Source organism: Pandoraea iniqua (assembly GCF_902459685.1).
GTDB classification, from domain to species: Bacteria; Pseudomonadota; Gammaproteobacteria; order Burkholderiales; family Burkholderiaceae; genus Pandoraea; species Pandoraea iniqua.
In genome coordinates, this window is sequence record NZ_CABPSF010000009.1 from 73238 (window position 1) to 94426 (window position 21189).

At 64.1% G+C, this 21189-nt stretch carries 12 protein-coding genes; 2 read left to right on the forward strand and 10 right to left on the reverse strand.

Translation table 11 applies throughout. From position 1 onward, the window contains the following. Positions 1 to 70: 70 nt before the first annotated feature. Entirely contained in the window at positions 71 to 1570 is a 1500-nt protein-coding gene (locus tag PIN31009_RS24100; RefSeq protein WP_150791787.1) for an alanine/glycine:cation symporter family protein, read from the forward strand. Between the two features lie 103 nt (positions 1571 to 1673). Here PIN31009_RS24100 and PIN31009_RS24105 read toward each other — a convergent pair whose 3' ends face one another. The 9 genes from PIN31009_RS24105 to hemE all read right to left on the reverse strand — a co-directional run bounded on the left by PIN31009_RS24105 (position 1674) and on the right by hemE (position 19042). Beyond that, a complete protein-coding gene (locus tag PIN31009_RS24105) occupies positions 1674 to 2819 on the reverse strand; it encodes a branched-chain amino acid ABC transporter substrate-binding protein (RefSeq protein WP_058376511.1) in 1146 nt (381 codons plus the stop codon). Positions 2820 to 3029: 210 nt separating this feature from the next. Beyond that, positions 3030 to 4577, reverse strand: coding sequence for a sodium/proline symporter PutP (putP, locus tag PIN31009_RS24110; protein WP_150791788.1), 1548 nt, complete (start codon positions 4575 to 4577; stop codon positions 3030 to 3032). 341 nt (positions 4578 to 4918) lie between these two features. Then, positions 4919 to 8872, reverse strand: coding sequence for a trifunctional transcriptional regulator/proline dehydrogenase/L-glutamate gamma-semialdehyde dehydrogenase (gene putA / locus PIN31009_RS24115; protein WP_150791789.1), 3954 nt, complete (start codon positions 8870 to 8872; stop codon positions 4919 to 4921). Between the two features lie 119 nt (positions 8873 to 8991). Further along, positions 8992 to 10638, reverse strand: coding sequence for a collagen-like protein (locus PIN31009_RS24120; protein ID WP_150791790.1), 1647 nt, complete (start codon positions 10636 to 10638; stop codon positions 8992 to 8994). Positions 10639 to 10837: 199 nt separating this feature from the next. Then, positions 10838 to 12871, reverse strand: a complete 2034-nt coding sequence (locus PIN31009_RS24125) for a hypothetical protein (RefSeq protein ID WP_150791791.1) — start codon at positions 12869 to 12871, stop codon at positions 10838 to 10840. Between the two features lie 271 nt (positions 12872 to 13142). Continuing rightward, positions 13143 to 13487 (reverse strand): SorB family sulfite dehydrogenase c-type cytochrome subunit, encoded by a 345-nt coding sequence (sorB, locus tag PIN31009_RS24130; RefSeq protein WP_246185831.1) that lies wholly within the window; start codon positions 13485 to 13487, stop codon positions 13143 to 13145. Between the two features lie 14 nt (positions 13488 to 13501). Then, positions 13502 to 14842 carry a SorA family sulfite dehydrogenase catalytic subunit gene (sorA, locus tag PIN31009_RS24135; RefSeq protein ID WP_150791792.1) on the reverse strand — a complete coding sequence of 447 codons (1341 nt, stop codon included), beginning with the start codon at positions 14840 to 14842 and terminating at the stop codon, positions 13502 to 13504. A gap of 208 nt (positions 14843 to 15050) precedes the next feature. Next, positions 15051 to 17576, reverse strand: a complete 2526-nt coding sequence (locus tag PIN31009_RS24140; protein WP_246185832.1) for a primosomal protein N' — start codon at positions 17574 to 17576, stop codon at positions 15051 to 15053. A 395-nt stretch (positions 17577 to 17971) separates the two neighbouring features. Continuing rightward, positions 17972 to 19042, reverse strand: a complete 1071-nt coding sequence (gene hemE / locus PIN31009_RS24145) for a uroporphyrinogen decarboxylase (RefSeq protein ID WP_281355912.1) — start codon at positions 19040 to 19042, stop codon at positions 17972 to 17974. Positions 19043 to 19346: 304 nt separating this feature from the next. On the opposite strand from hemE, the gene PIN31009_RS24150 reads away from it, so the two are divergent. Further along, positions 19347 to 20141: a transporter substrate-binding domain-containing protein gene (locus PIN31009_RS24150; protein ID WP_150791892.1), complete on the forward strand. Its 795-nt coding sequence runs from the start codon at positions 19347 to 19349 to the stop codon at positions 20139 to 20141. Positions 20142 to 20194: 53 nt separating this feature from the next. On the opposite strand, the gene PIN31009_RS24155 is transcribed toward PIN31009_RS24150, so the two are convergent. Then, positions 20195 to 21127, reverse strand: coding sequence for an alpha/beta hydrolase (locus PIN31009_RS24155; RefSeq protein ID WP_150791794.1), 933 nt, complete (start codon positions 21125 to 21127; stop codon positions 20195 to 20197). Positions 21128 to 21189 lie beyond the last annotated feature (62 nt).

Here is a 21189-nt window from a genome sequence, read left to right on the forward strand (position 1 = left end):
ACTCTCCGTCTTTTCGCCCTTTTCAGAGGGCCAGTTCGTTAATACGCAGGTAACGAAAGGAGACGCAGCAATGGAGCAATGGCTCAAGCCGATGGTCGATGCCGTCGGCGGTGTGTTGTCGGGATACCCCCTCGTGGTCGCGCTGCTTGGCGCGGGGTTGTACTTCACGATTCGTTTCGGCGCGATTCAGGCGCGTGCGCTCTGGCACAGCATCAGTTTGCTGCGCAGTTCGGGCAGCCCCTCCGGCATCACGCCGTTTCAGGCATTTGCCACAGGACTGGCGAGCCGCGTCGGCACCGGCAATATCGCGGGCGTTGCCGTCGCGCTCACCATCGGTGGCCCGGGTGCCATCTTCTGGATGTGGATGACGGCGCTGCTTGGTATGGCGTCCGCTTTCGTCGAATCGACGCTCGCCCAAATCTTCAAGGTGCCGCATCACGACAAGACGTTCCGTGGCGGCCCCGCGTATTACATCCAGATCGGCCTCGGCTCGCGCACCTTCGGCATCGTTTTCGCTGTGGCGCTGCTGTTCACATTCGGTTTCGCTTTCAACTCCGTGCAGTCGCACTCGATTGCCGAGACGCTTGAAGCGTCGTTCGGCTGGTCGCGCATCTGGATCGGGATCACGCTCGTGCTGATGACGGCGCCGATCATTTACGGCGGCGTGCGACGCGTCGCACGCGTGGCGCAGTGGATTGTGCCGGTCATGGCGCTGATCTATCTCGGACTGGCGGCCTATGTCTGCATCGTCAACTACGACAAGATTCCGGCCATGATCTCGCTGATCGTCGATCACGCGTTCGGGCTGGGACAGGCGGCTGGCGGCGTGGCCGGCTATGCAGTGAGTCAGGCGGTGTTGATGGGCGTGAAACGCGGCCTCTTCTCGAACGAGGCCGGGATGGGCAGCGCGCCGAATGCGGCGGCGGTCGCCACCACGAAGCACCCGGTGCAGCAGGGCCTGATGCAGATGCTCGGCGTGTTCTTCGACACCATCGTCGTGTGCTCGGCCACGGCCTTCATGATTCTGCTCTCGGGACAATACGAAGTCGGCGCCGCAGCAGAAGGTGCCGTGCTCACGCAGCGTGCGCTGGCGGCGCACTTCGGCGATTGGGCGATCATGTTCACGGGCGTGACGGTGTTCTTTCTCGCCTATTCGAGCGTGCTGGGCAATTACGCCTACGCGGAAGTGAACCTCGACTTCATGACGCAGCGTCCGTGGTGTTTCCACATCTTCCGCGCGCTGGTGCTGCTTGCGGTGATGCTGGGCTCGGTGGCGAGTTTGCCGCTGGTCTGGAGTTTTGCCGACGTGGGCGCGGCGTTGATGGCCTTCATCAATCTGGTTGCCATCGCGATGCTCGCCAAGTACGCCCACGCGGCATGGCGCGACTACGCGGCACAACGCAAGGCGGGAATCGCCGAGCCGGTGTTCACGCGCGAGTCGCTGCCGCCGGAACTGCGGGCGCGTCTGCCGAAGGATGTCTGGCCGGCGCAGGCCAGCGTTGGCGGCGCAACGCCCGTGCCGCCGCAAGGGTCGGGGTCGTTGCCGACGGCGGTGACGGACGCGTCGTAGGGCATCAGACGTAACACGTTAGGTTGCAGCAAATAACAAAAGGGCTGACGAGTGATCGTCAGCCCTTTTTGCTTTGCGACTGAATTACCGAATGGCGGAGCGCTTACTTGCCGCCGACGGTCTCGAGCACGGTCCACTTGCCGTCGACAACCTTGTAGACGGTGATGGAGCCGTTCTTCAGATCGCCCACGCTGTCGTAAGCGAGTTCACGCGTGGTCACGCCCGGCATGCCGGTCTTGGCGAGCGCCGGCAGGTACTTCGCCGGATCGGTCGAGTTGGCCTTCTTCATGGCCGACATCATGGCCATCGCGCCGTCATAGGCATACGGCGAGTACGTTTCCGGCGCTGCGCCGAACTTAGCCTTGTAGCGCGACTCGTAAGCGGCACCGCCCGGCATCTTGTCGAGCGGCAGGCCGGCAAGCGACACCACCGAGCCGTTGGCGGCGTCGCCGGCGAGCTTCAGGAACGCGTCCGACTTGACCATTTCGCCGGCCATCAGCGTGGACTTGATGCCCAACTGACGCATTTGCTTGGCGAGCGGGCCGGCTTGCGCATCGGCGCCGCCGTAGAAGACGACGTCGGGGTTGGAGCGCTTGATGTTGGTCAGGATGGCGGTGAAGTCCACGGCCTTGTCCGTGGTCGACTCTTCGCGCACGATCTTGCCGCCTGCGGCCTGAGCCGCCTTCTTGAATTCGGCAGCGAGGCCCTGACCGTAGGCCGTACGGTCATCGACGATGGCGATGTTCTTGAAGCCCAGCTTCTTGACCGCAAAGTTGCCGACGACCGAACCCTGCTGGATGTCGGACGTCATCATGCGGAAGGTCGTCTTGAACCCTTGCTTGGTGTACTCCGGTGCCGTGGCCATGGCGATTTCAGGAATGCCGGCCTGTGCGTAGATGCGCGAGGCGGGAATCGTCGTGCCGGAGTTGAAGTGGCCGAGCATGCCCTTGATGCTCGAGTCGACCAGCTTCTGGGCGACCAGCGAGCCCTGACGGGGGTCGGCCTGATCGTCTTCGGCTTGCAGAACGAACTTCACCGGCTTGCCTTCGATGGTCGGCTTGGTGGCGTTGTACTCGTCAATGGCGAGCTGGATGCCGTTTTGCATGTCCTTGCCGTAGTGCGCCTGAGCGCCCGTGAGCGGTGCAGCAAAACCCAGCTTCACTTCCTGCGCCTGTTGCGCGTTTGCGGCGCTGCCGAACGCGATCAGTCCTGCGACCGCGAATGCGCTGAGCGTAAGCTTCGATTGCATCAACCCTCTCCTTGCATGTGTATGTCGTTGAGTGGCAGGCCTGCGGGATCGCCGCGGCCCGCCTGTCGTGGGATGCCATCTGCCACGCGCCGGTTGGCCGTGAGACGGCATTCAATCTGTATCAAACGCACAATGCGCCCGACGCGGCAGTATTGGATGGCTGCGCACGCCGGTCAAGAGGGACATATTCCGATGGAAGGTGCTACCGGGTTATGGCGCAGGTTGCGCCACCGGGGTGTCGCCCGTTGCGCCGTCATCCCGGCCCGCCTGAATGTCGCGCAGGCGCTGCTCGGCGGCCTCGTAGCGGGCCACCACCTCGTGGGACGGCGCCCGGTCGAGGCGGCTCACGACGATCAGCGCCAGACCGCCCAGCGCAAAGCCGGGCAAGATTTCGTACAGATCGAACCAGCCGAACTGTTTCCAGATCAGCACCGTCGCTGCCCCGACAACAATGCCTGCCAGCGCGCCGTTACGGGTGACGCGCGGCCACAGCAACGTGGCCAGCACCAGCGGGCCGAAGGCGGCGCCGAAGCCGGCCCACGCGTAGCTCACCATGCCCAGCACACGGCTGTTCGGGTCGAGCGCCAGCAGCACCGCCACGGTGGCAACCGCGAGCACCATCGCCCGGCCAATCCACACAAGGCGGCGCTGGCTGACGTGCCCGGGCGCGAACGTCTTGTAGAGGTCTTCAGTGAGCGCACTGGCGCACACGAGCAACTGGCATGACAGCGTGCTCATCACCGCCGCCAGAATCGCCGCCAGCAGAATGCCGGCGAGCCACGGCGCAAAGAGCTGTGTGGTGAGGGCGATGAAAATCGTTTCCGGGTTGGCGGCGACGCCCGCGCTGGCCGCGAGATCCGGCCGCGCGCTGAAGAACGCGAGCCCGAAGAAGCCGACTGCGACCGCACCGACCAGACACAGCACCATCCACGTCATGCAGATGCGCCGCGCCTTGGGGATGGCCGCAGCGGATCGCGTCGCCATGAAGCGCACGAGAATGTGCGGCTGGCCGAAGTAGCCCAAGCCCCACGCGAGCATCGAGATCACGCCGAGCGGCGCGAGATCGCCGAACCAGTCGGTATGCGTCGGATGCACGGCGGTCACGGCCGCGACGGCTGCCGCCGGGCTGCCATCGAGCGCGATGACGGCAATCGGGGTGACCACCAGCGCCGCGAACATCAGCGAGGCTTGCACGGTGTCGGTCCAGCTCACCGCGAGAAAGCCGCCGATGAAGACGTAGGCAATCGTGGCGAGCGCGCCGATCCACAGCGCGGTTCGGTAGTCCAGCCCGAACATCGTCTCGAACAGGCGCGCGCCCGCGACGACGCCCGAGGCGCAATAGATGGTGAAGAAGATCAGGATCACCAGCGCGGTCACGATGCGCAGCACGTGGCTGCCGTCGCCGAAGCGATGCGTGAGGTACTCGGGCAAGGTGAGCGCGTTGCCGCACTGCTCGGTGTGCACGCGCAGCCGTGCGGCGACGAGATGCCAGTTGGCCCACGCGCCGAACGCCAGCCCTACGGCAATCCACACGCCCGACAGGCCGCCGGCATAAATGGCGCCGGGCAGACCGAGCAGCAACCAGCCGCTCATGTCGGACGCCCCGGCAGAGAGCGCGGTGACGAAGCTGCCGAGACGGCGTCCGCCGAGGATGTAGTCGGAGAGATTGTGCGTCGCCCGATAGCCGAGCCAGCCGATGCCGAGCATCAGTAATAAGTAGACGGTGAAGGTCACCGCCGTGGGATTCCAAAGGGACATGAAGCCTCCTTGACCGGCGCCGTGGCACGTGCGCAGACATCTCCCGGCATGACAAAAGACGCGTTGGCGCGTGATGGCGACGGCAGCGGCCAGCGATACGTGTCGCTGGCACAGGTTGACCGCACAAAGGCGGTTACGGATTTCCGATTTCAGATGTCGGGGGAGGGCGCGACGATACCGCGAATGCGTGCGACCCGCTTGAGTACGGGGAGCGCGTATGGACGCTGTCTGCGGAGGGAAAAATGGACGCAGAAATGCTGGATGCAGAAATGAATCGCGCCTCGCGCGCCCCGCTGATGCGGGACGGGCGAGGCGCGTGACCTACGGGTGCTGCTGACCGATCAGCCGATGGTCATGAGGTTGGCGTTGCCACCGGCAGCGGCCGTGTTCACCGACACCGAGCGCTCGCAGAGCAGGCGCTCCAGCGAGTAGTCGTCGCCTGCGGCGAGGGCTTCGGGGGCGAGGCCCTGCATCGACAGGATTGGGCCGTTACGCGTGGCAATGCGGCGGTTCAGCGCGCGCAGCTCGTCGCTGTCGCCTTCGAACAGCACGGCGGCGAGCGACGGTTCTGCGGCGGCATCGACGCCGGCGGACAGCACCGCAGCGCGGCCCTTGATCGACGCAGGCAACGCGCCCACCAGATCGCGAGCGACGGCGCTGTCGGCGAACACTGCCGTGTTACCCGTAGCGAGTACGGCGGCCAATTGCGTGCGTGCACCAAACGGCGTGGCGGCCACACACAGCACCGGACCGCGCGGCTCCAGACCGTAGGTGTTGCGCTCGCCCGTCGGGCCCGGCAGGACGGCCGTGGCGTCGAGGGCCGACGTCGCCAGATAGCGGTCGACGCGATCGATCGCTGCTGCATTGCCGACTTGCTCGGCTTGTTCGGCTTGCCCGGTTTGCGAATGACCGGCCTGATGCAGCCAGTCGCGATAGCTCACCAGCGGCGACAGTGCCGACTCGTTGCGGTTGAGTTCCGGTGCGAGGGCGGCCGGACGCGTCGCCAACAGGCGCGGCAGGTACATCGGACCGCCTGCTTTCGGACCCGTCCCAGACAAACCTTCACCACCGAACGGTTGCACACCGACCACGGCGCCGATCACATTACGGTTCACGTAGACGTTGCCGACATGGGCACGTTCGGTCACGTAGGCGATGGTTTCGTCGATCCGCGTATGCACACCGAACGTCAGGCCATAACCGGTGCCGTTGATCTGATCGAGCAGCTTGTCGAGATGCGCGCGCTTGAAGCGAATCACGTGCAGCACCGGCCCGAAGACTTCGCGTTGCAGCGCCTTCAGGTCGGTCAGTTCGATCAGCGTCGGCGGCACGAAGGTGCCGTGACGGGCGGCGTCCGGCAGCGGCAGTTGCTCCACCGGGAAGCCCTTGGCGCGCATCTGGTCGACGTGACGGGTGATGCCGGCTTGCGCTTCGGCGTCGATCACCGGGCCGAGGTCGATCGACAGACGGTCAGGGTTGCCGATCGCCAGTTCCTGCATCGCGCCCTTGAGCATGTGCAGCGTCTTGTCGGCGATGTCGTCCTGCAAGCACAGCACGCGCAGTGCCGAGCAACGCTGACCGGCCGAGTCGAAGGCCGAGGCCAGCACGTCGTACACGACTTGTTCCGGCAGGGCCGATGAGTCGACGATCATCGCGTTCTGGCCGCCGGTCTCAGCGATCAGCGGAATCGGACGGCCGTTGGCGTCGAGTCGTTCAGCCAGCGTGCGCGCGATGATGCGGGCCACTTCGGTCGAACCGGTGAACATCACGGCCTTGGTGCGGGCATCGGCGACGAGGGCAGCACCCACGGTCTCACCGGTGCCCGGCAACAGTTGCAATGCACCGGCCGGGATACCGGCGGCGTGCATCAGGCGCACGGCTTCGGCGGCGATGAGCGGCGTTTGCTCGGCCGGCTTGGCGATCACCGGGTTACCGGCGGCCAGTGCTGCCGAGACCTGACCCACGAAAATCGCCAGCGGGAAATTCCACGGGCTGATGCACAGCACCGGGCCCAGCGGGCGGTGCGTGTCGTTCGAGAAGCCCTGACGGATCTGCGCGGCGTAGTAACGCAGGAAGTCGACCGCTTCGCGCACTTCGGCGACGGCGTTCGGCAGCGACTTGCCGGCTTCGCGCACACACAGGCCCATGAGCGTGGGCATGTGCGCTTCAAGCAGGTCGGCCGCGCGCATCAGGCAGTCGGCGCGCTCTTCCACCGGCGTGGCTTGCCAGATCGGAGCGGCGGCCACGGCGTGGGCGAGGGCGGCATCGACGTCTTGCGACGTGGCTTCGATCACCTGACCCACGGTGTCGCGCAGGTCGGCCGGGTTGCGCACGAAGCGCGGCGTGCCTTCCACGCGCTCGCCGTCGGCGAGCATCGGGGCGGCGCGCCACGGCGTACCGGCGCTGGCCAGCAGGGCCGACGACAGCGACGCGAGGCGGTGTTCGTTCGAGAGGTCGAAGCCCGACGAGTTGGCGCGCGACGTGCCGTACAGCTCACGCGGCAGCGGAATCTTGGCGTGCGGGGCGCCCAGCGGTTGCACCTTCTCGGCTTCGGTGATCGGGTCGGCAATCAGTTCGTCGACGCTGACGGTCTCGTCGGCGATGCGGTTCACGAACGACGTGTTCGCACCGTTCTCCAGCAGGCGGCGCACCAGATACGCGAGCAGCGTTTCGTGCGTGCCGACCGGCGCGTAGACGCGGCACGGACGGGCCAGCTTGCCCGCGGCGATCGGGCCGGTGACTTCTTCGTACAGCGGCTCGCCCATGCCGTGCAGGCACTGGAACTCGTACTGGCCGGGGTAGTAGTTGTTACCGGCCAGATGGTAGATCGCGGAGAGCGTGTGGGCGTTGTGCGTGGCGAACTGCGGGTAGATCGCGTCGGGCACGGCGAGCAGCTTCTTCGCGCAGGCCATGTACGACACGTCGGTGTAGATCTTGCGGGTGTAGACCGGATAGCCTTCGAGGCCGTCGACCTGGGCGCGCTTGATTTCGGTATCCCAGTAAGCGCCCTTGACCAGACGCACCATGATGCGGTGACGGCTGCGGCGGGCCAGATCGATGATGAAGTCGATCACGAACGGGCAGCGCTTCTGATACGCCTGCACCACGAAGCCGATGCCGTTCCAGCCGGCCAGATCCGGGTCGAAGCACAGGGCTTCGAGCAGATCGAGCGAGATTTCGAGGCGGTCGGCTTCTTCGGCGTCGATATTCAGGCCGATGTCGTAGTGACGGGCCAGTACGGCCAGCGACTTCACGCGCGGCAGCAGCTCGGTGAGGGTGCGCTCGTGCTGGCTGCGCGAATAGCGCGGGTGCAGGGCCGAGAGCTTGATCGAGATGCCCGGGCCTTCATAGATGCCGCGGCCGGCGGAGGCCTTGCCAATGGCATGGATGGCCTGCTCGTAGCTGGCGTAGTAGCGCTGGGCGTCTTCTTCGGTGGTCGCGGCTTCGCCGAGCATGTCGTACGAGTAGCGGAAGCCTTGGGCTTCGTACTTGCGGCTGTTGGCGAGCGCTTCGGAGATGGTTTCACCGGTGACGAACTGTTCGCCCATCAGACGCATGGCCATGTCCACACCCTTGCGGATGAGGGGTTCGCCGCCACGGCCGATAAGTCGCGTGAGGGCCTTGGTGAGGCCCGCTTCGCTGGTGGTGGTGACCAGCTTGCCGGTGATCATCAGGCCCCACGTGGCGGCGTTGACGAACATCGACGGCGAGTTGCCCATGTGGGCGTGCCAGTCACCCTTGCTGATCTTGTCGCGGATGAGGGCGTCGCGGGTGGCCTTGTCGGGAATGCGCAGCAGGGCTTCGGCCAGACACATCAGCGCGACGCCTTCCTGACTGGACAGCGAGAATTCGTGAATCAGACCTTCCACGCCGCCGCCGGTGCTCTTGCCGCGCAGGGCGACCACGAGCTTGCGCGCGAGGGCCGAGGCCGACGAGGCGGTGGCCGGGGCCAGCTTGGCCTGACCGATCAGCACGGGCACGCATTCCGGCTCGGGGCGGCGGTAGGCGGCGGTGATGGCGGCGCGCAGCACCGACTGGGGTTGCACGTTCTGGGCGAATTCGAGGAACGGGTGCGCCGCGGTGTCGTCGCCGTTCAGGCCATCGATGACTTCGGTGCCCCCGTGGGTTGCACCATTGAGCTCCGGCGGCAGTGTGCCGCTCTCGATGCGCTCCAGATAGGCAAAGATCGCCTGTTTGATGAGCCAGTGGGGGGTGCGCTCGATTTGCTGGGCGGCCGTCTTGAGCCGGGTGCGCAGGACGTCGTCGACTTTGACGCCGAGAGTGGTGTTAGCCATGGAGGGTTACCTGATGACGCGAAAACATGACACCCATAGCGGGGTGAATGGCGGCATCGTAACCGGGTTTTCAGGTGGGTGCAACCGGTGTCAATATTCGGGTTGCACCTTGGGGTGGATTAGTCGAAATCGAGGCAGGTGGCTTCAATGATCCGAATGCCATAGGTGTATGCAGTCCAATGTCGTTTTGTCCCGCGCGGGATTTCTTCGCCGAAATGCCTGTCGACTCGGCGATTTTGTGGGAAGACCTGCGCCTTGGTGTTGTAGATGCTCCCGCAGGACTCCTCGACGGACGCAAGACTACACATGTGATGTTGGTCCAGTCCAATGGAGAGCGGTTCGCTCGGCGTTCCGCCGCAGCCGGTGTTGTAGTGGTAATGCGTGACTAGCGGCATCTTTTTCCAACCATCCTGACCGCGGGGACCGGTATAACCCTGGTCCCCTCGCTCACCTTGAGGCCCTCGCTGTCCGGCATTGCCTTGTGTGCCCCTATCGCCCTTGTCTCCCTTCAGCGTGTGCCAACTACTGGATCGGCAGACGTAGAACATGCCACTGGCATCTCGGCCGATTTGACCATTCGAGTTGCACCCTCGGCTAGGTTCGATCGGGGTTCCGAGAGTGAGGGTGCTCTGGTCGAGCTTCGTGCCCGACGCACCAATAATCAGGCGGGTTCCGGCCGTAACACTGCCAGCTGCGATCACGTTGCCGTCGGTGCTTTCAATGTCACCGGTCGCTCGCACTTTGCCCGCCGCGACCACATCACTTCCCGAAGCGATGCCCTTGCCGGCGATGGCCCATCCGCTCGTGGCGATGTGCCCCGAGGTACCGGGGTCCTTCTCCCTCTTCAAAAGCTCAGCGAGTTCGTTGCCCGCTGAAGCGCCCACCAAAACATTGCCGGTCGTGACGTTCACACCTTTTCGCGCTTCGACGGCCTCGGTCGAGACCAACTGCCCCTTCACGGTCAATGTGTTCCCATCGCCGGAAATTTCCTTGACCTTGACAATGCTGTTGCCCCCCATCTGAAGATTCCCCTGCATCGCCTGCGAACCGTCCCGACGCAGAAAGCTGCTCAACGGACTCAGCAGATAGCCTGCGCGGATCGCGAGCAGGCCCGCACCGGGTGCCGGATTCGGCAAATCGTTCGGGGTGTTGGTGTCAGACGACGGGGTGAGGGGAAAGGTGAACCTGTCGGGGCTCTCCGGTTTAGAAAAACCGCCATGCACGCCGATCTTGCGAACCGCCGTGCTCATCATGTTCCAGTCGGTATCGGTGCCGTAGGTACGTTTAAGGGTCCGGTTGATGAAGATGATCGCGTGAATGTTCTGCTCGCCCGTCCGCCGGAAAATCTTGATGACGTAATCGGCGTTCGCCAGCATCGGTGGCTTATCGCCGACGCCCGGCAGTTTCATGATGCGAATGATGTCTGCGGCGGTGGGGGGGGCAAGGTTGCCGGTGCCGATTCGCAACCGCAGGATGCGGCCGGCACTGACGTCGGGTTCGCTTTGGACGTTGACGTTCAGATTCCCGGTGTCCGTGAGCGGTACCGGCGCAGTGCCATCGAACGCTTTGCCGATCTCCCCATGGTGCTTCACGATGAACGACTGCACGCCTTCGCCGACGACTTGCAGCGAAGCCCCGATATTTTCAGCGCGCTGAATGCGCATCTCCTGCATCGTCTGGTTCATCCAGAGTGTCAGCAGCATGCCGACGATGGCGACGGCAATGGTTGCCCCCACCAGAAAGACACCGCGTTGTTGGCTTTGCATTTCCCCGCTCGATCACAGATGGTGACCCGCCGCGGCGCGAGATGCGACGCTCAGTGACGAGCCGACCGCAATTCTGGCGATGGATTTGCGAATGAGGAGACAGGAATATCTGAAATGGCCGCAGGGGGTGTGCGAATACAAAATTCGCGTGTCAATTTGCGAAAGGACTGGGGTGTATGGCGTTCGAACGTTATGCGTCTCAGCGCTGGAAATTCATGCACATCACGCCGGCGTAGGTCCGCTTCGTATTGATGCGCCATCTGGGTCTGTCGGCATCGTCGTGGGGTTCGTCGGTGACGAACGGCAACGATACTTTGCTGCTACCGTTGATGAAGCAATAGCCGTCGATCTGTGCGAGTCGGGCGCAGTAGTCCCAATGCCCTAAGTCGACGTTGTACTTCCAGTCGTGATAACCGATCCATGACGGGCAGTACGTGTCGGCTTGCCATGCATCTACCTTTTCTACTGTGGGTGGGTTTGCCGGTATCAACCAACGGGCACGTCCGCCACCGAGTGGCGAGTCGATGGCGAGTCTGGGCACGATGGCGCGCCGCATACCCCCGCGAAACCCGACTGCACGAAGCCTGTCGTCATCCGAGATGCATCCGACAGAGATTTGCGACAGGTCGCCGCGCTCATTCGGGGGCACTTCAAGTACGAACGAGCTTTCTGCATCGTTGTGGTAGTTCAGATACTTCTTGGTCGAAGCGGGGCCGTTCCTGTGCATGGACAACTGGCACGCCAATGAATGCTTGAACATGTAGTTTTCGATGTCGTCCGGGATCTCGCCGATATTCCACTCGCGGTAAATCGCTGCCGGGCCCGGCACCGGGCGGTCGACGATCTTTTCGATTTCAACGATTTTTTCTTTTGTGAGCAGGCTGATTTGCCATGTGGTGCCTTGGCAGGAGACGACTTGACCTTTGCTGTTGAGTGCGATGCCACCCGGTTTTGCGCTGCAATCGGTACCGGCTTCGGCTCTGAACTTCCTCAACTGAAATACGCCTTCGTCAGACACCAGATCGCCAAACGCCGAGACGTAGGCGTCCGATGAAACTGTGCCGCCAGAGAGGTCCTTGGTCGCCTTGATGACGGCACCTTTAATCTCACCCGCTGCGCTGATGGTATTGCCTTTGATCTCGCCCTTCGCTGTCATCGAATCCCCGTGGATTGCGCCGGTTGCAGCGATGATCCCGTTGACCTTCAGCGAAGAGCCGGCCCCGGGCAGGTTGATTTCGGTGTCACTAAATCGCGCCCTACCCGCCGCAAGACCTTTCCCCGCGATTACCCAACCCTGCGCGGCAATGTTGCCCGCTGCCGCGTCGTCGCCGTCCGGCAGGGTCGCCTTGATGTCTGGTGCATTCGTGCCGGCAACCATGTTCTCCACCGCGGCGATGCTCTTCTTGGCGACCAGTTCGTTGCCGATCGTCACTTTGCCGTCTTTGCCACCGCTGCCTTCGATGACGCCCACACCCACGATGTCCTTCGCTCCCATATTGAGATTCCCCGTCATCGCATGCTTGCCGTCGAGTCGCAGATAGCTGTTCATCGGACTGAACGTGTAACCGGCGCGCACGGCGAGAAGTCCGGGCGCGCCGAGCGGATTGGTGATCGGAATCACACGACTCGCATCGGCCGATGGTGTGAGGGGAAAGGTGAAGTTGGCTGCGTCACCGTCTTTGGAAAATCCGCCATGCACGCCGATCTTACGAATGGCGGTGCTCAGCATGTTCCAGTCGGGTGTGTTGCCGTACGTCTGCGTGATCGTGCGATCGAGGTAGACGACGGCGCCGATATCCTTGCCGTCGGCGAAAATCCGCACGACGTAGTTCGCATCGGGTAACGCGTACGGCTTGCCGCCTACCCCCGGCAGATTCATGATCCGAATGACGTGATCTGCTGTCATGGCGACCGGTGGATTGCCAATGCCCAACACTGGGTCGGCACTGTCGGCAAGCCGTCCGACTTTGATACTTCCTAGCTTTCCCGCATCCTTGAGCACGACGGGCGGCGTTGGGTTCGATGTCAGTGCCTCATGAATCTCCCCTTGATACTTCACGACGAACGACTGCACGCCCTCGCCAATCACCTTGAGTGCGGCGCCGATGTTCTCCGCGCGCTGAATGCGCATTTCCTGCATGCGCTGGTTCATCCATATCGTCAGCAGCATGCCGACGATGGCGACCGCGACCGTTGCGCCGATCAAAAAGACGCCGCGTTGCTTGCGTTGCATTTGTCCCCCCAGTTAGCGATACGACCCGGTGCGGCGTGCAAGGCGATGCACGTGTACAGGGTCGACGCAAGATTCTGTTGGCGGGGACTCTCGCCGAGTTACGGAAAATGCCGAAAAGCGAGGGGCCAAGGACGCCCGGATTCGCGAAAACCAGAAGGGAATTGTCAGAACGACGAAGGCGCCGACGGCGAGGGCGCAGGTAACGGAGATGTGGGGCGGGGGGGCGGGGTGACCCCGGCAACGGTGCCGGGGCCTGATGAACAACTGCTGATTACTTCTGATCGTTGCCGTAAGTCTTGCCCAAATACTCCGAAATCAGTTTCACCTGATCTTCCGGAATCGGTGCGCCGTACACCTTCACCATCTTCGTGACTTCTGCGCTCCAGAACGCGGCAGGCATCGGCGGCTGGCTGTTGATGTAGTCGACCGAGTGGCACATCACGCACCATGCGCTGGTTGCCTGATAGCCCGTGAGCGTCGACGCTTTCAGTTGCGCCGTTTCCTGCGGCAACTTGATTTCAAGCGCGTGCACCGCAGGCGCGGCCAACGCGCCCAGCAGACCGAACGCACACATCACGGGCGCGGCAAGACGGCGCGATATCTTCAAAGCATTCATGGTCATCTCCCGTCTCAAGCCGCGACCACGCGCACGGTCTCTACGCCGTTGCGCAGATACCCGGCCGGATTCCACAGCGATTGCAGCGGCTGCGCGACACCCGCGCGATTCGTCGCGCGTACCTTCAGCACTTGCTCGCCTGCGGCCGATGGCGTGAACGACGCCGTCCACTCGCGGAACGAATACTTCGACAACTCGTTGCCCAGCTTCGCTGCCTGCCACGTCTGGCCGCCGTCGCTGGAGAACTGCACGTCGCGGATGCCTTCACCGCCATCGAACGCAATGCCGCGCACACGGACCGGTTTGCCCACTGCCACGTGTTGGCCATCGGTCAAATTCGTCACGAACGAACGCACCGTAAAGCGCTCGATCGGCTTCGTCTTCTGCGGCGCCGTCCCCGGGGCCACGCAGTTGCAGTCGTTGTCGGGAATGCGGTACGCCGTGGCCATCCAGAAGCCGTCGAATACCGTGTCGATCACCTTGATGTCGGCCAGATGCTTGACCCAATACGTGCCGTAGTAACCCGGCACCACCAGCCGCACCGGATACCCGTTGAGCATCGGCAGGTCTTGCCCGTTCATCGCGAACGCGATCATCACCTCGCCGTCCATCGCGTGATCGAGATCTAGCGCCTTCACAAACTCGGGCGTGGCCGGAATGATCGGGCGGTCGAGCCCTTCAAAGGTGACTTGCTTCGCACTGGCCGCGACGCCCGCCTTCTCCAGAATTCGCTTGAGCGGAATGCCCTTCCAGCGCGCATTGCCCATCGCACCGTTGGCGATCTGCCCGCCGCCGACGCGCGGCTCGAAAAAGCCCCGGCTGTTGCCCGAGCACTGATGCACCGCCACAAGTTCGACGGGCGCGCCGAAATCTTTCTTCAGGGATTCCAGTGAAATTTCGAGCGGCTTAGCCACGCTGCCGCTCACGCGGATGCGGTGCTTCTTGGCGTCGACATCCGTTGGGATACCCGCCAAGTGATAGCGCACGAAGAACGCGTCGTTCGGCGTGATGAGACCGTCGTTGAAGACTTCGAACGGGGTTTCCAGTTGCGGCGGGCGCGCGGTGAGCCGGATCAGCGGCCGCTTTTGCGGATAGGCCACCAGCTCGCGCTCGCCATTGGCAAACGGCAGCGTCACGGTCTGTGGCGCAGTGACGGCGGCGAGGGTGTCGAGCGCACGGCCGGCGAGGCTTGCGCCCACACCCAGCGCACCGGCGCGTCGCAAAAAGCGGCGGCGCGAGGTGGCGGCGATGGTCGATTCGGAAAGGTCATCCCACGTAGAGGCCGGGGACGCGGAGGATTCGGGCAAAGCGGAAGCGAGGGCCGTGGGGGCGGCGCTGGGGTCGTGCGACTTCATCGGAATGTCTCCTGTAGACGTTCTTATCGTGCTTTCAGGGTGACGCGGCAGCGCGGTGAGGCTTGTGAGGGCCGTGCTTATTGGCGCGCTGCGGTGATGCGATGCGTGCGCTGACGCCGCGTGTGGGGACGCGACGCAGGGCGAAGCATGCCCGCATCGTCGGAGATTCTTCCGATGTTGTCAAATTTCCGGAACGTTATATACCGGTTTATATTTCGAGTGGATCGACTTCGAGATGCCAGCGAACCGGTGCCTTGAGCGCACGAAGGCCTGCCATCCAGCCAGCGAGGAATCGTTGCAGGGCGCCACGATGCGGGCTTTCCACCACGAGCTGCGCGCGGTCGGTGCCGGCAATGCGCACCATCGTCATGGGCACAGGGTCCCAGAGGGAAATGCGGGGGTCGTTGAGATCGGGGCCGGCGGCAATTTCGCGTGCCTGCTTGAGGAACGCCATGGCGTCATCGAGCTTGCGGGCTTCGGCGCGCAGCAGCGCCTGATGCGTATAAGGCGGCAACAGCGCGACGCGCCGTTCCTCCAGTTGCTGTGCGGCGAACCCCGCGTAGTCGTGACGCATGAGCGACCCGAAAAGCGGATGCGATGCGTAGCGGGTTTGAATCAACACGTCGCCGGGGCCATCGGCCCGCGCCGCGCGTCCGGCGCGGCCGGCCACCTGCATCAACTGGGCGAACAAACGCTCGGAGGCGCGGAAGTCGTGCGAGAACAGCGCGCTGTCGGCGTTCACCACGCCCACGAGCGTCACATTGCGGAAGTCGTGGCCCTTGGCCACCATCTGCGTGCCAATCAGGATGTCGACCTCGCCCGCGTGCACCTGCGCGAAGAGCGCTTGCGCACTGCCTTTGCGGCGCGTGCTGTCGGCATCGATACGGGCGAGCCGCGCGTCGGGGAAGTGCTCGGCAAGCGCTTCTTCGATGCGTTGCGTGCCTCGCCCGAGCGGGGCGAGATCCTGATTGCCGCAGTCGGGGCAGGCGTGCGGAATACGCGATTCGGCACCGCAGTGGTGGCAGCGCAGGCGGCGCTCGGGCTTGTGCAACACCATATGCGCGCTGCACCGGCGGCAGTCGCTGACCCAGCCGCATGCGTCGCAGTTGAGCACCGGGGCATAGCCGCGGCGGTTCAGGAACAACAGGCTCTGTTCACCGGCGTCGAAGCGGGCTTTGATCGCGGCAAGCAGCGTCTGCGACAGGCCCTCGTGCACGGTGCGCTGACGCTTGCGCTCGATGTCCATATCGATCAGCGACACGCGCGGCAGCACCGCGTCGGGCGTGGCGCGCTCGGGCATCGACAGCCGCACGTAGCGGCCTTGCTCGGCACGTCGCCAGCTATCGAGCGATGGGGTCGCCGAGCCGAGGACGACCGGAATGCGCAGCCGGTTGGCGCGCCAGATGGCGAGATCGCGGGCGGAGTAACGCAGACCTTCCTGCTGCTTGTACGACGGGTCGTGCTCTTCGTCGACGACGATCAGGCGCAGATGCGGCAGCGATGCCATGACTGCGAGGCGCGTGCCCAGCACGATGCGGGCTTCACCGCGATGCGCGGCGAGCCAGTGCCGTGCGCGCTCGCCTTCGGCCAGCCCGCTGTGCAGGGTGACGAGCGTCTCGTGCGGAAAGCGCGAGCGGAACACGCCTTCTAGCTGCGGTGTGAGGTTGATTTCCGGCACAAGGACCAGCACCTGCGCGTCGCCCTCGCGCAGCGCTTCGGCGACGGCGCGCAGGTAGACCTCGGTCTTGCCGCTGCCGGTGACACCGTAGAGCAGGAACGGAGCGCAGGCGGGCGTATCTGGGGTATCTGGCTTGTCGGTCTTGTCGGTCTTATCGGCGGAGCCGGGGGCTTCGCCGTTGTCATCGCCGGACGCATCTGTTGTGTTGGCCGTGTCGAGTGGCCGTGTGCCGGACGACAGCAACGCGTCGTGGATGGCGGCGACGGCATCGGCCTGTCCGGCGGTGAGCGTCTTGTTGCCCGGTGACGTGGGGGCGGTCTCCTCGGGGGAGGCAACGCCATCGCAGGCACCGGTCGATACGTCATCCGAAACGTCTTCGTCGTCTTCCCGCACCGCCTCATGGAACGGCACGGTCTCCACGACGACCCAGCCCGCGGCCGCCCACTGCTTGAGCACATCGGCGGCTTTGGCACAGAGCGCACGGGCTTCGTCGGCGTCGAGCGTCCCAGCTTGCGCCAGCCCTTCGGCGAGCCGTCTTTGCGCGCGCAGCCGGGCGGGGACGTTCTCCATCAATATGTCGAGCGCACCCTCGGCGATGCGGTAGCGCTGCACGCCGCGCTGGGCCAGCAGCCGCGACCAGCGCATCGGCGTGCGCAAATGGCCGGGGATGGCCGGCAACGCCACTTCACCGATGCCGCGCTGGTAATACCGCGCGGCAAAACGCATCAGGTCGCGCCACTCGTCGCCCAACGGCGGCAATTCATGCCAGACAGACGTCACTTCCCGCAGCTTGGCCGGGTCGACTTCGCTGCGCTGCGTCAATTCCCAGACGATGCCCACGACTTGCCGCCGTCCGAACGGTACCTGCACCAACTGGCCCGGGCTGGCGGCCTGATCGAGGCGATAGTCGAACAACGTGAGCAGCGGGGTATCGAGTGCGACGCGGGCAATGGCAAACGCACCGGCGCCACCGCGCAGCGCGGCCGCAGCGGCCCCTTCGCCGGAGGAGTCCGGCGGAAGGTGGGACGGTTCGGGGAGGTCGTCGGCGCGGGTCAAACTTAAAGTGAATCCTGAGAAGTTCCGGTAAACCCCGGATTTGAGTCGGCTTTCCGGCAGCCCCGAAACGCTTGTGGATAACTATGTTGAGAACTGTGGGGATTATCTCCCGGCAGCCTCACCGCGCGGGCCTGACATCGCGCGGCACCGTTTCTTCGCGTGAATCAAAAAGGCTTTTTGATCAATAGCTTATGAGCAACGTCGTAGGGTGCTTCAAAGTGCGAGACAGTTGCGGCGGCGCAGCGAGAATTTGTGCATAAGTCTTTGGGACAACTCCGCAAATTGGAGGGGTTATTCGACCCGTTTCCCCTTGACTTTGCCAACGTGTAACGGCGGTTGGGTTTGCAGGGCGAAATGCCCCGCGAACCCGCGCCACCACGTGGCGGCACCCGTCATTACACCGGCTGGCGCAGCTTCCGGCTGTGGCTATGCACTTCGTCGACGAGCGCCGCGACGTGTTCGGGCGACGTGAACTGCGAAATGCCGTGGCCGAGGTTGAAGACGTGACCGGGCGCGTTGCCATACGCATTGAGCAGACGGCGCGCTTCGGCACGAATGGCGTCGGGCGAAGCAAACAGCGCGGTCGGGTCGAAATTGCCTTGCAGTGCACAACGGTCGCCCACGCGCTTGCGCGCGGCCGCGAGGTCGACGGTCCAGTCGAGGCCGATGGCGTCGGGGCCGGTGTCGGCAATGGCCTCGAGCCACTGGCCGCCGCCCTTGGTGAACACGATGTGCGGAATGCGCGCGCCGGCCCATTCACGATGCACGCCCGCGAGCGCTTTCTGCATATACGCGAGCGAGAAGCGTTGGTAGAGGCCGTCGGCCAGCGCACCGCCCCACGTGTCGAACACCATGACGGCCTGTGCGCCCGCTTCGATCTGCGCATTCAGGTAGGCGCTGACGGCTTTGGCATTGGTCTCGAGGATGTGCGTCATCAGGTCGGGACGCTCGTACATCATCGTCTTGACCGTGCGGTAGTCGGCCGAGCCGGAGCCTTCGACCATGTAGCACGCCAGCGTCCACGGGCTGCCGGAGAAGCCGATCAGCGGCACGCGGCCTTGCAGGGCGCGGCGAATCTCGGCGACGGCGTCGAACACGTAGCGCAGGCTCTCGAGATCGGGGGCATGCAGGCGGCGCACGTCGTCTTCGGTGCGCAGCGGGCGCGCAAAGCGCGGACCTTCGCCGGCTTCGAACGACAGACCCAGACCCATGGCATCGGGAATGGTCAGGATGTCCGAGAAGAGGATTGCGGCGTCGAGCGGAAAGCGCTCAAGCGGCTGAAGCGTGACCTCGGTCGCGTAGGCGGGGTTCTTGGCGAGCGCCAGGAAGCTGCCGGCCTTGGCGCGGGTGGCGTTGTATTCGGGCAGGTACCGGCCCGCCTGGCGCATGAGCCAGATCGGCGTGTACTCGGTCGGCTGGCGCAGCAGGGCGCGCAGGAAAGTATCGTTTTGCAGAGCTTGGGACACGTCGAGGCGGTGGTATCTGAAATTTGGGCAAGCGGCTATTTTACTCGGGTATCCGGGGCCCGGACGCTTGGGGCGCTGTTATGCCGCGCATAAGTGCGCCCGTGCGGCACATCTGTTGCGTACGGATCGATGTCGCGGGCATGCCCCGATTGGCGGCCGCCGCCACTCTCTTTACTATGGCGGCACACTTTGTGGCGCCGCTTCGGGGGTGACCTCGGAGGGCCCCGAAAGTGGTGCCAGGCACACGGTCTGCAACAGACGGATCGCCCGGAAAGATAACGATCAGGAGACAAGCATGAAAGGCATGATCGCGGCCGCCTCGGTGGCCCTCATGGCAATGACGGCGCTCGCCGCCAACACCGCACAAGCCCAGTCGGCAGGCGCTGCCAACACCCCCTCACGGCTCGACGAGATCGTGAAGTCGGGCACGCTGCGGGCCTGCGCCACCGGCGACTACAAGCCCTATTCGTATAAGCGCCCGGACGGTCAGTTCGAAGGCATCGACATGGATCTGGTCGCCTCGCTCGCGAAGTCGCTCGGTGTGAAGCCGGAAATCGTGCCGACCAGCTGGCCCAAGCTGATGGACGATTTCACGGCAGGTAAGTGCGACATCGTGGTGGGCGGCGTGTCGGTCACGCTCGATCGCGCCCGCAAGGCTTACTACAGCCGAGTCGTGATGGTGGACGGCAAGTCGCCGATCGTGCGCTGCGCCGACGTGGCGAAGTACCAGACGCTCACCGATCTGAACAAGCCGAGCACGCGCGTCATCGCGAACCCGGGCGGCACGAACGAACGCTTTGCCCGTCAGTTTCTGCCCAATGCCACGCTCACGATTTATCCGGACAACGTGACGATCTTCCAACAGATCGCCGACGGGAAAGCCGACGTGATGGTGACCGATTCCTCGGAAACGCTGCTCCAGCACAAGTTGAATCCGGCGCTCTGCCCGGTGAACCCCGACAAGCCGCTGCAATTCGGCGAGAAAGCCTACCTGCTGCCGCGTGGCGACGATGTCTTCAAGAACTACGTCGATCAGTGGCTGAATCTGGCTCAGAAAACGGGCGAGTATCAGGCGGTGGTGGATAAGTGGCTGAAGTGAGCTGAATCAGCCCACTTCTTGAGGCGCTGATTCAGTTCACCAATTCTGCCTACTTAACCCAGCCAATCGCGCAGACGCTGCGCGGCGTCATGCATCACCAGTCTCGCCTGCGGCACATACGGTTGCAGGCGAGCGAAACTATGCGTCAGTCCTGCCGCTTCGATCACCTCCGCCCGGCCACCGGACTGCGCGGCGAAGTGCGCGTACTCGACCGCTTCGTCATGCAACGGATCGTACTCGGCGGCAATGACCAAGGTGTTCGGCAGCGGATGCTTGGGAGCCTCGGCGGTGAGATTGACCCGGACGTCGCTGTTTTTAGGTTCGGTGCCGTTCAGGAACTGCTTCCAGTACCAGCGCATTTCGTCCCGGGTCAAACCGACGCCATCCGCCAGACGCTCGTAACTCGGGGTGTCGAACCGATACTGCACCACCGGATAAATCAACAACTGCGCGCCCACCACGCCCGGGTGCTGGTCGTTGAACCACGCGGCCGCCTGTGCCGCTAAGTGTCCACCGGCGCTGTCGCCTGCGACGGCCAATCGGTCCGGAGACACGCCCAGCCGCACGCGCTGCTCCGCCGCCCACGCCAACGCTTCGCGGGCATCGTCGACCGGGGCCGGGAACGAATGCTCCGGCGCAAGCCGGTAATCGACGCTCAACACGGCCACATCGCCATCCTGCGCAAGAAACGCGGCCATCGTGCCGTGCGTATCCACGTCGCCAACGACCCAGCCGCCGCCGTGGAAGAACACGACGAGCGGCACTTCACGCCCGACCGGACGGTACAGCCGCGCGCGCAAATTGCGACCGGGCAACGGAATCTCGAAGGTCTCGCTGCGCAGGGCGGCGGGCAACGGGCGCAGTGCCTCGTTAGCCACCGTGGCGAAGCGGGCACGGATTTCCTGCGGACTGGGTGACCCCGACAGCGCAGGGTACTTGCGCGCCATCAGGTCGTAGTAGGCAAGCAGATCGGCATCGATGGTCATGGCAGCGGACAGTGTGTGGAGTGAACGGGAGAACGCTCGTGTGGCGTCTGGGCGGCTGATGC

Excerpts from the sequence above, each read along its gene's own strand:
- PIN31009_RS24100 (WP_150791787.1), top strand. The coding sequence starts at position 71 with ATGGAGCAATGGCTCAAGCCGATGGTCGATGCCGTCGGCGGTGTGTTG.
- PIN31009_RS24105 (WP_058376511.1), bottom strand. The coding sequence starts at position 2,819 with ATGCAATCGAAGCTTACGCTCAGCGCATTCGCGGTCGCAGGACTGATC.
- putP (WP_150791788.1), bottom strand. The coding sequence starts at position 4,577 with ATGTCCCTTTGGAATCCCACGGCGGTGACCTTCACCGTCTACTTATTA.
- putA (WP_150791789.1), bottom strand. The coding sequence starts at position 8,872 with ATGGCTAACACCACTCTCGGCGTCAAAGTCGACGACGTCCTGCGCACC.
- PIN31009_RS24120 (WP_150791790.1), bottom strand. The coding sequence starts at position 10,638 with ATGCAAAGCCAACAACGCGGTGTCTTTCTGGTGGGGGCAACCATTGCC.
- PIN31009_RS24125 (WP_150791791.1), bottom strand. The coding sequence starts at position 12,871 with ATGCAACGCAAGCAACGCGGCGTCTTTTTGATCGGCGCAACGGTCGCG.
- sorB (WP_246185831.1), bottom strand. The coding sequence starts at position 13,487 with ATGAATGCTTTGAAGATATCGCGCCGTCTTGCCGCGCCCGTGATGTGT.
- sorA (WP_150791792.1), bottom strand. The coding sequence starts at position 14,842 with ATGAAGTCGCACGACCCCAGCGCCGCCCCCACGGCCCTCGCTTCCGCT.
- PIN31009_RS24150 (WP_150791892.1), top strand. The coding sequence starts at position 19,347 with ATGATCGCGGCCGCCTCGGTGGCCCTCATGGCAATGACGGCGCTCGCC.
- PIN31009_RS24155 (WP_150791794.1), bottom strand. The coding sequence starts at position 21,127 with ATGACCATCGATGCCGATCTGCTTGCCTACTACGACCTGATGGCGCGC.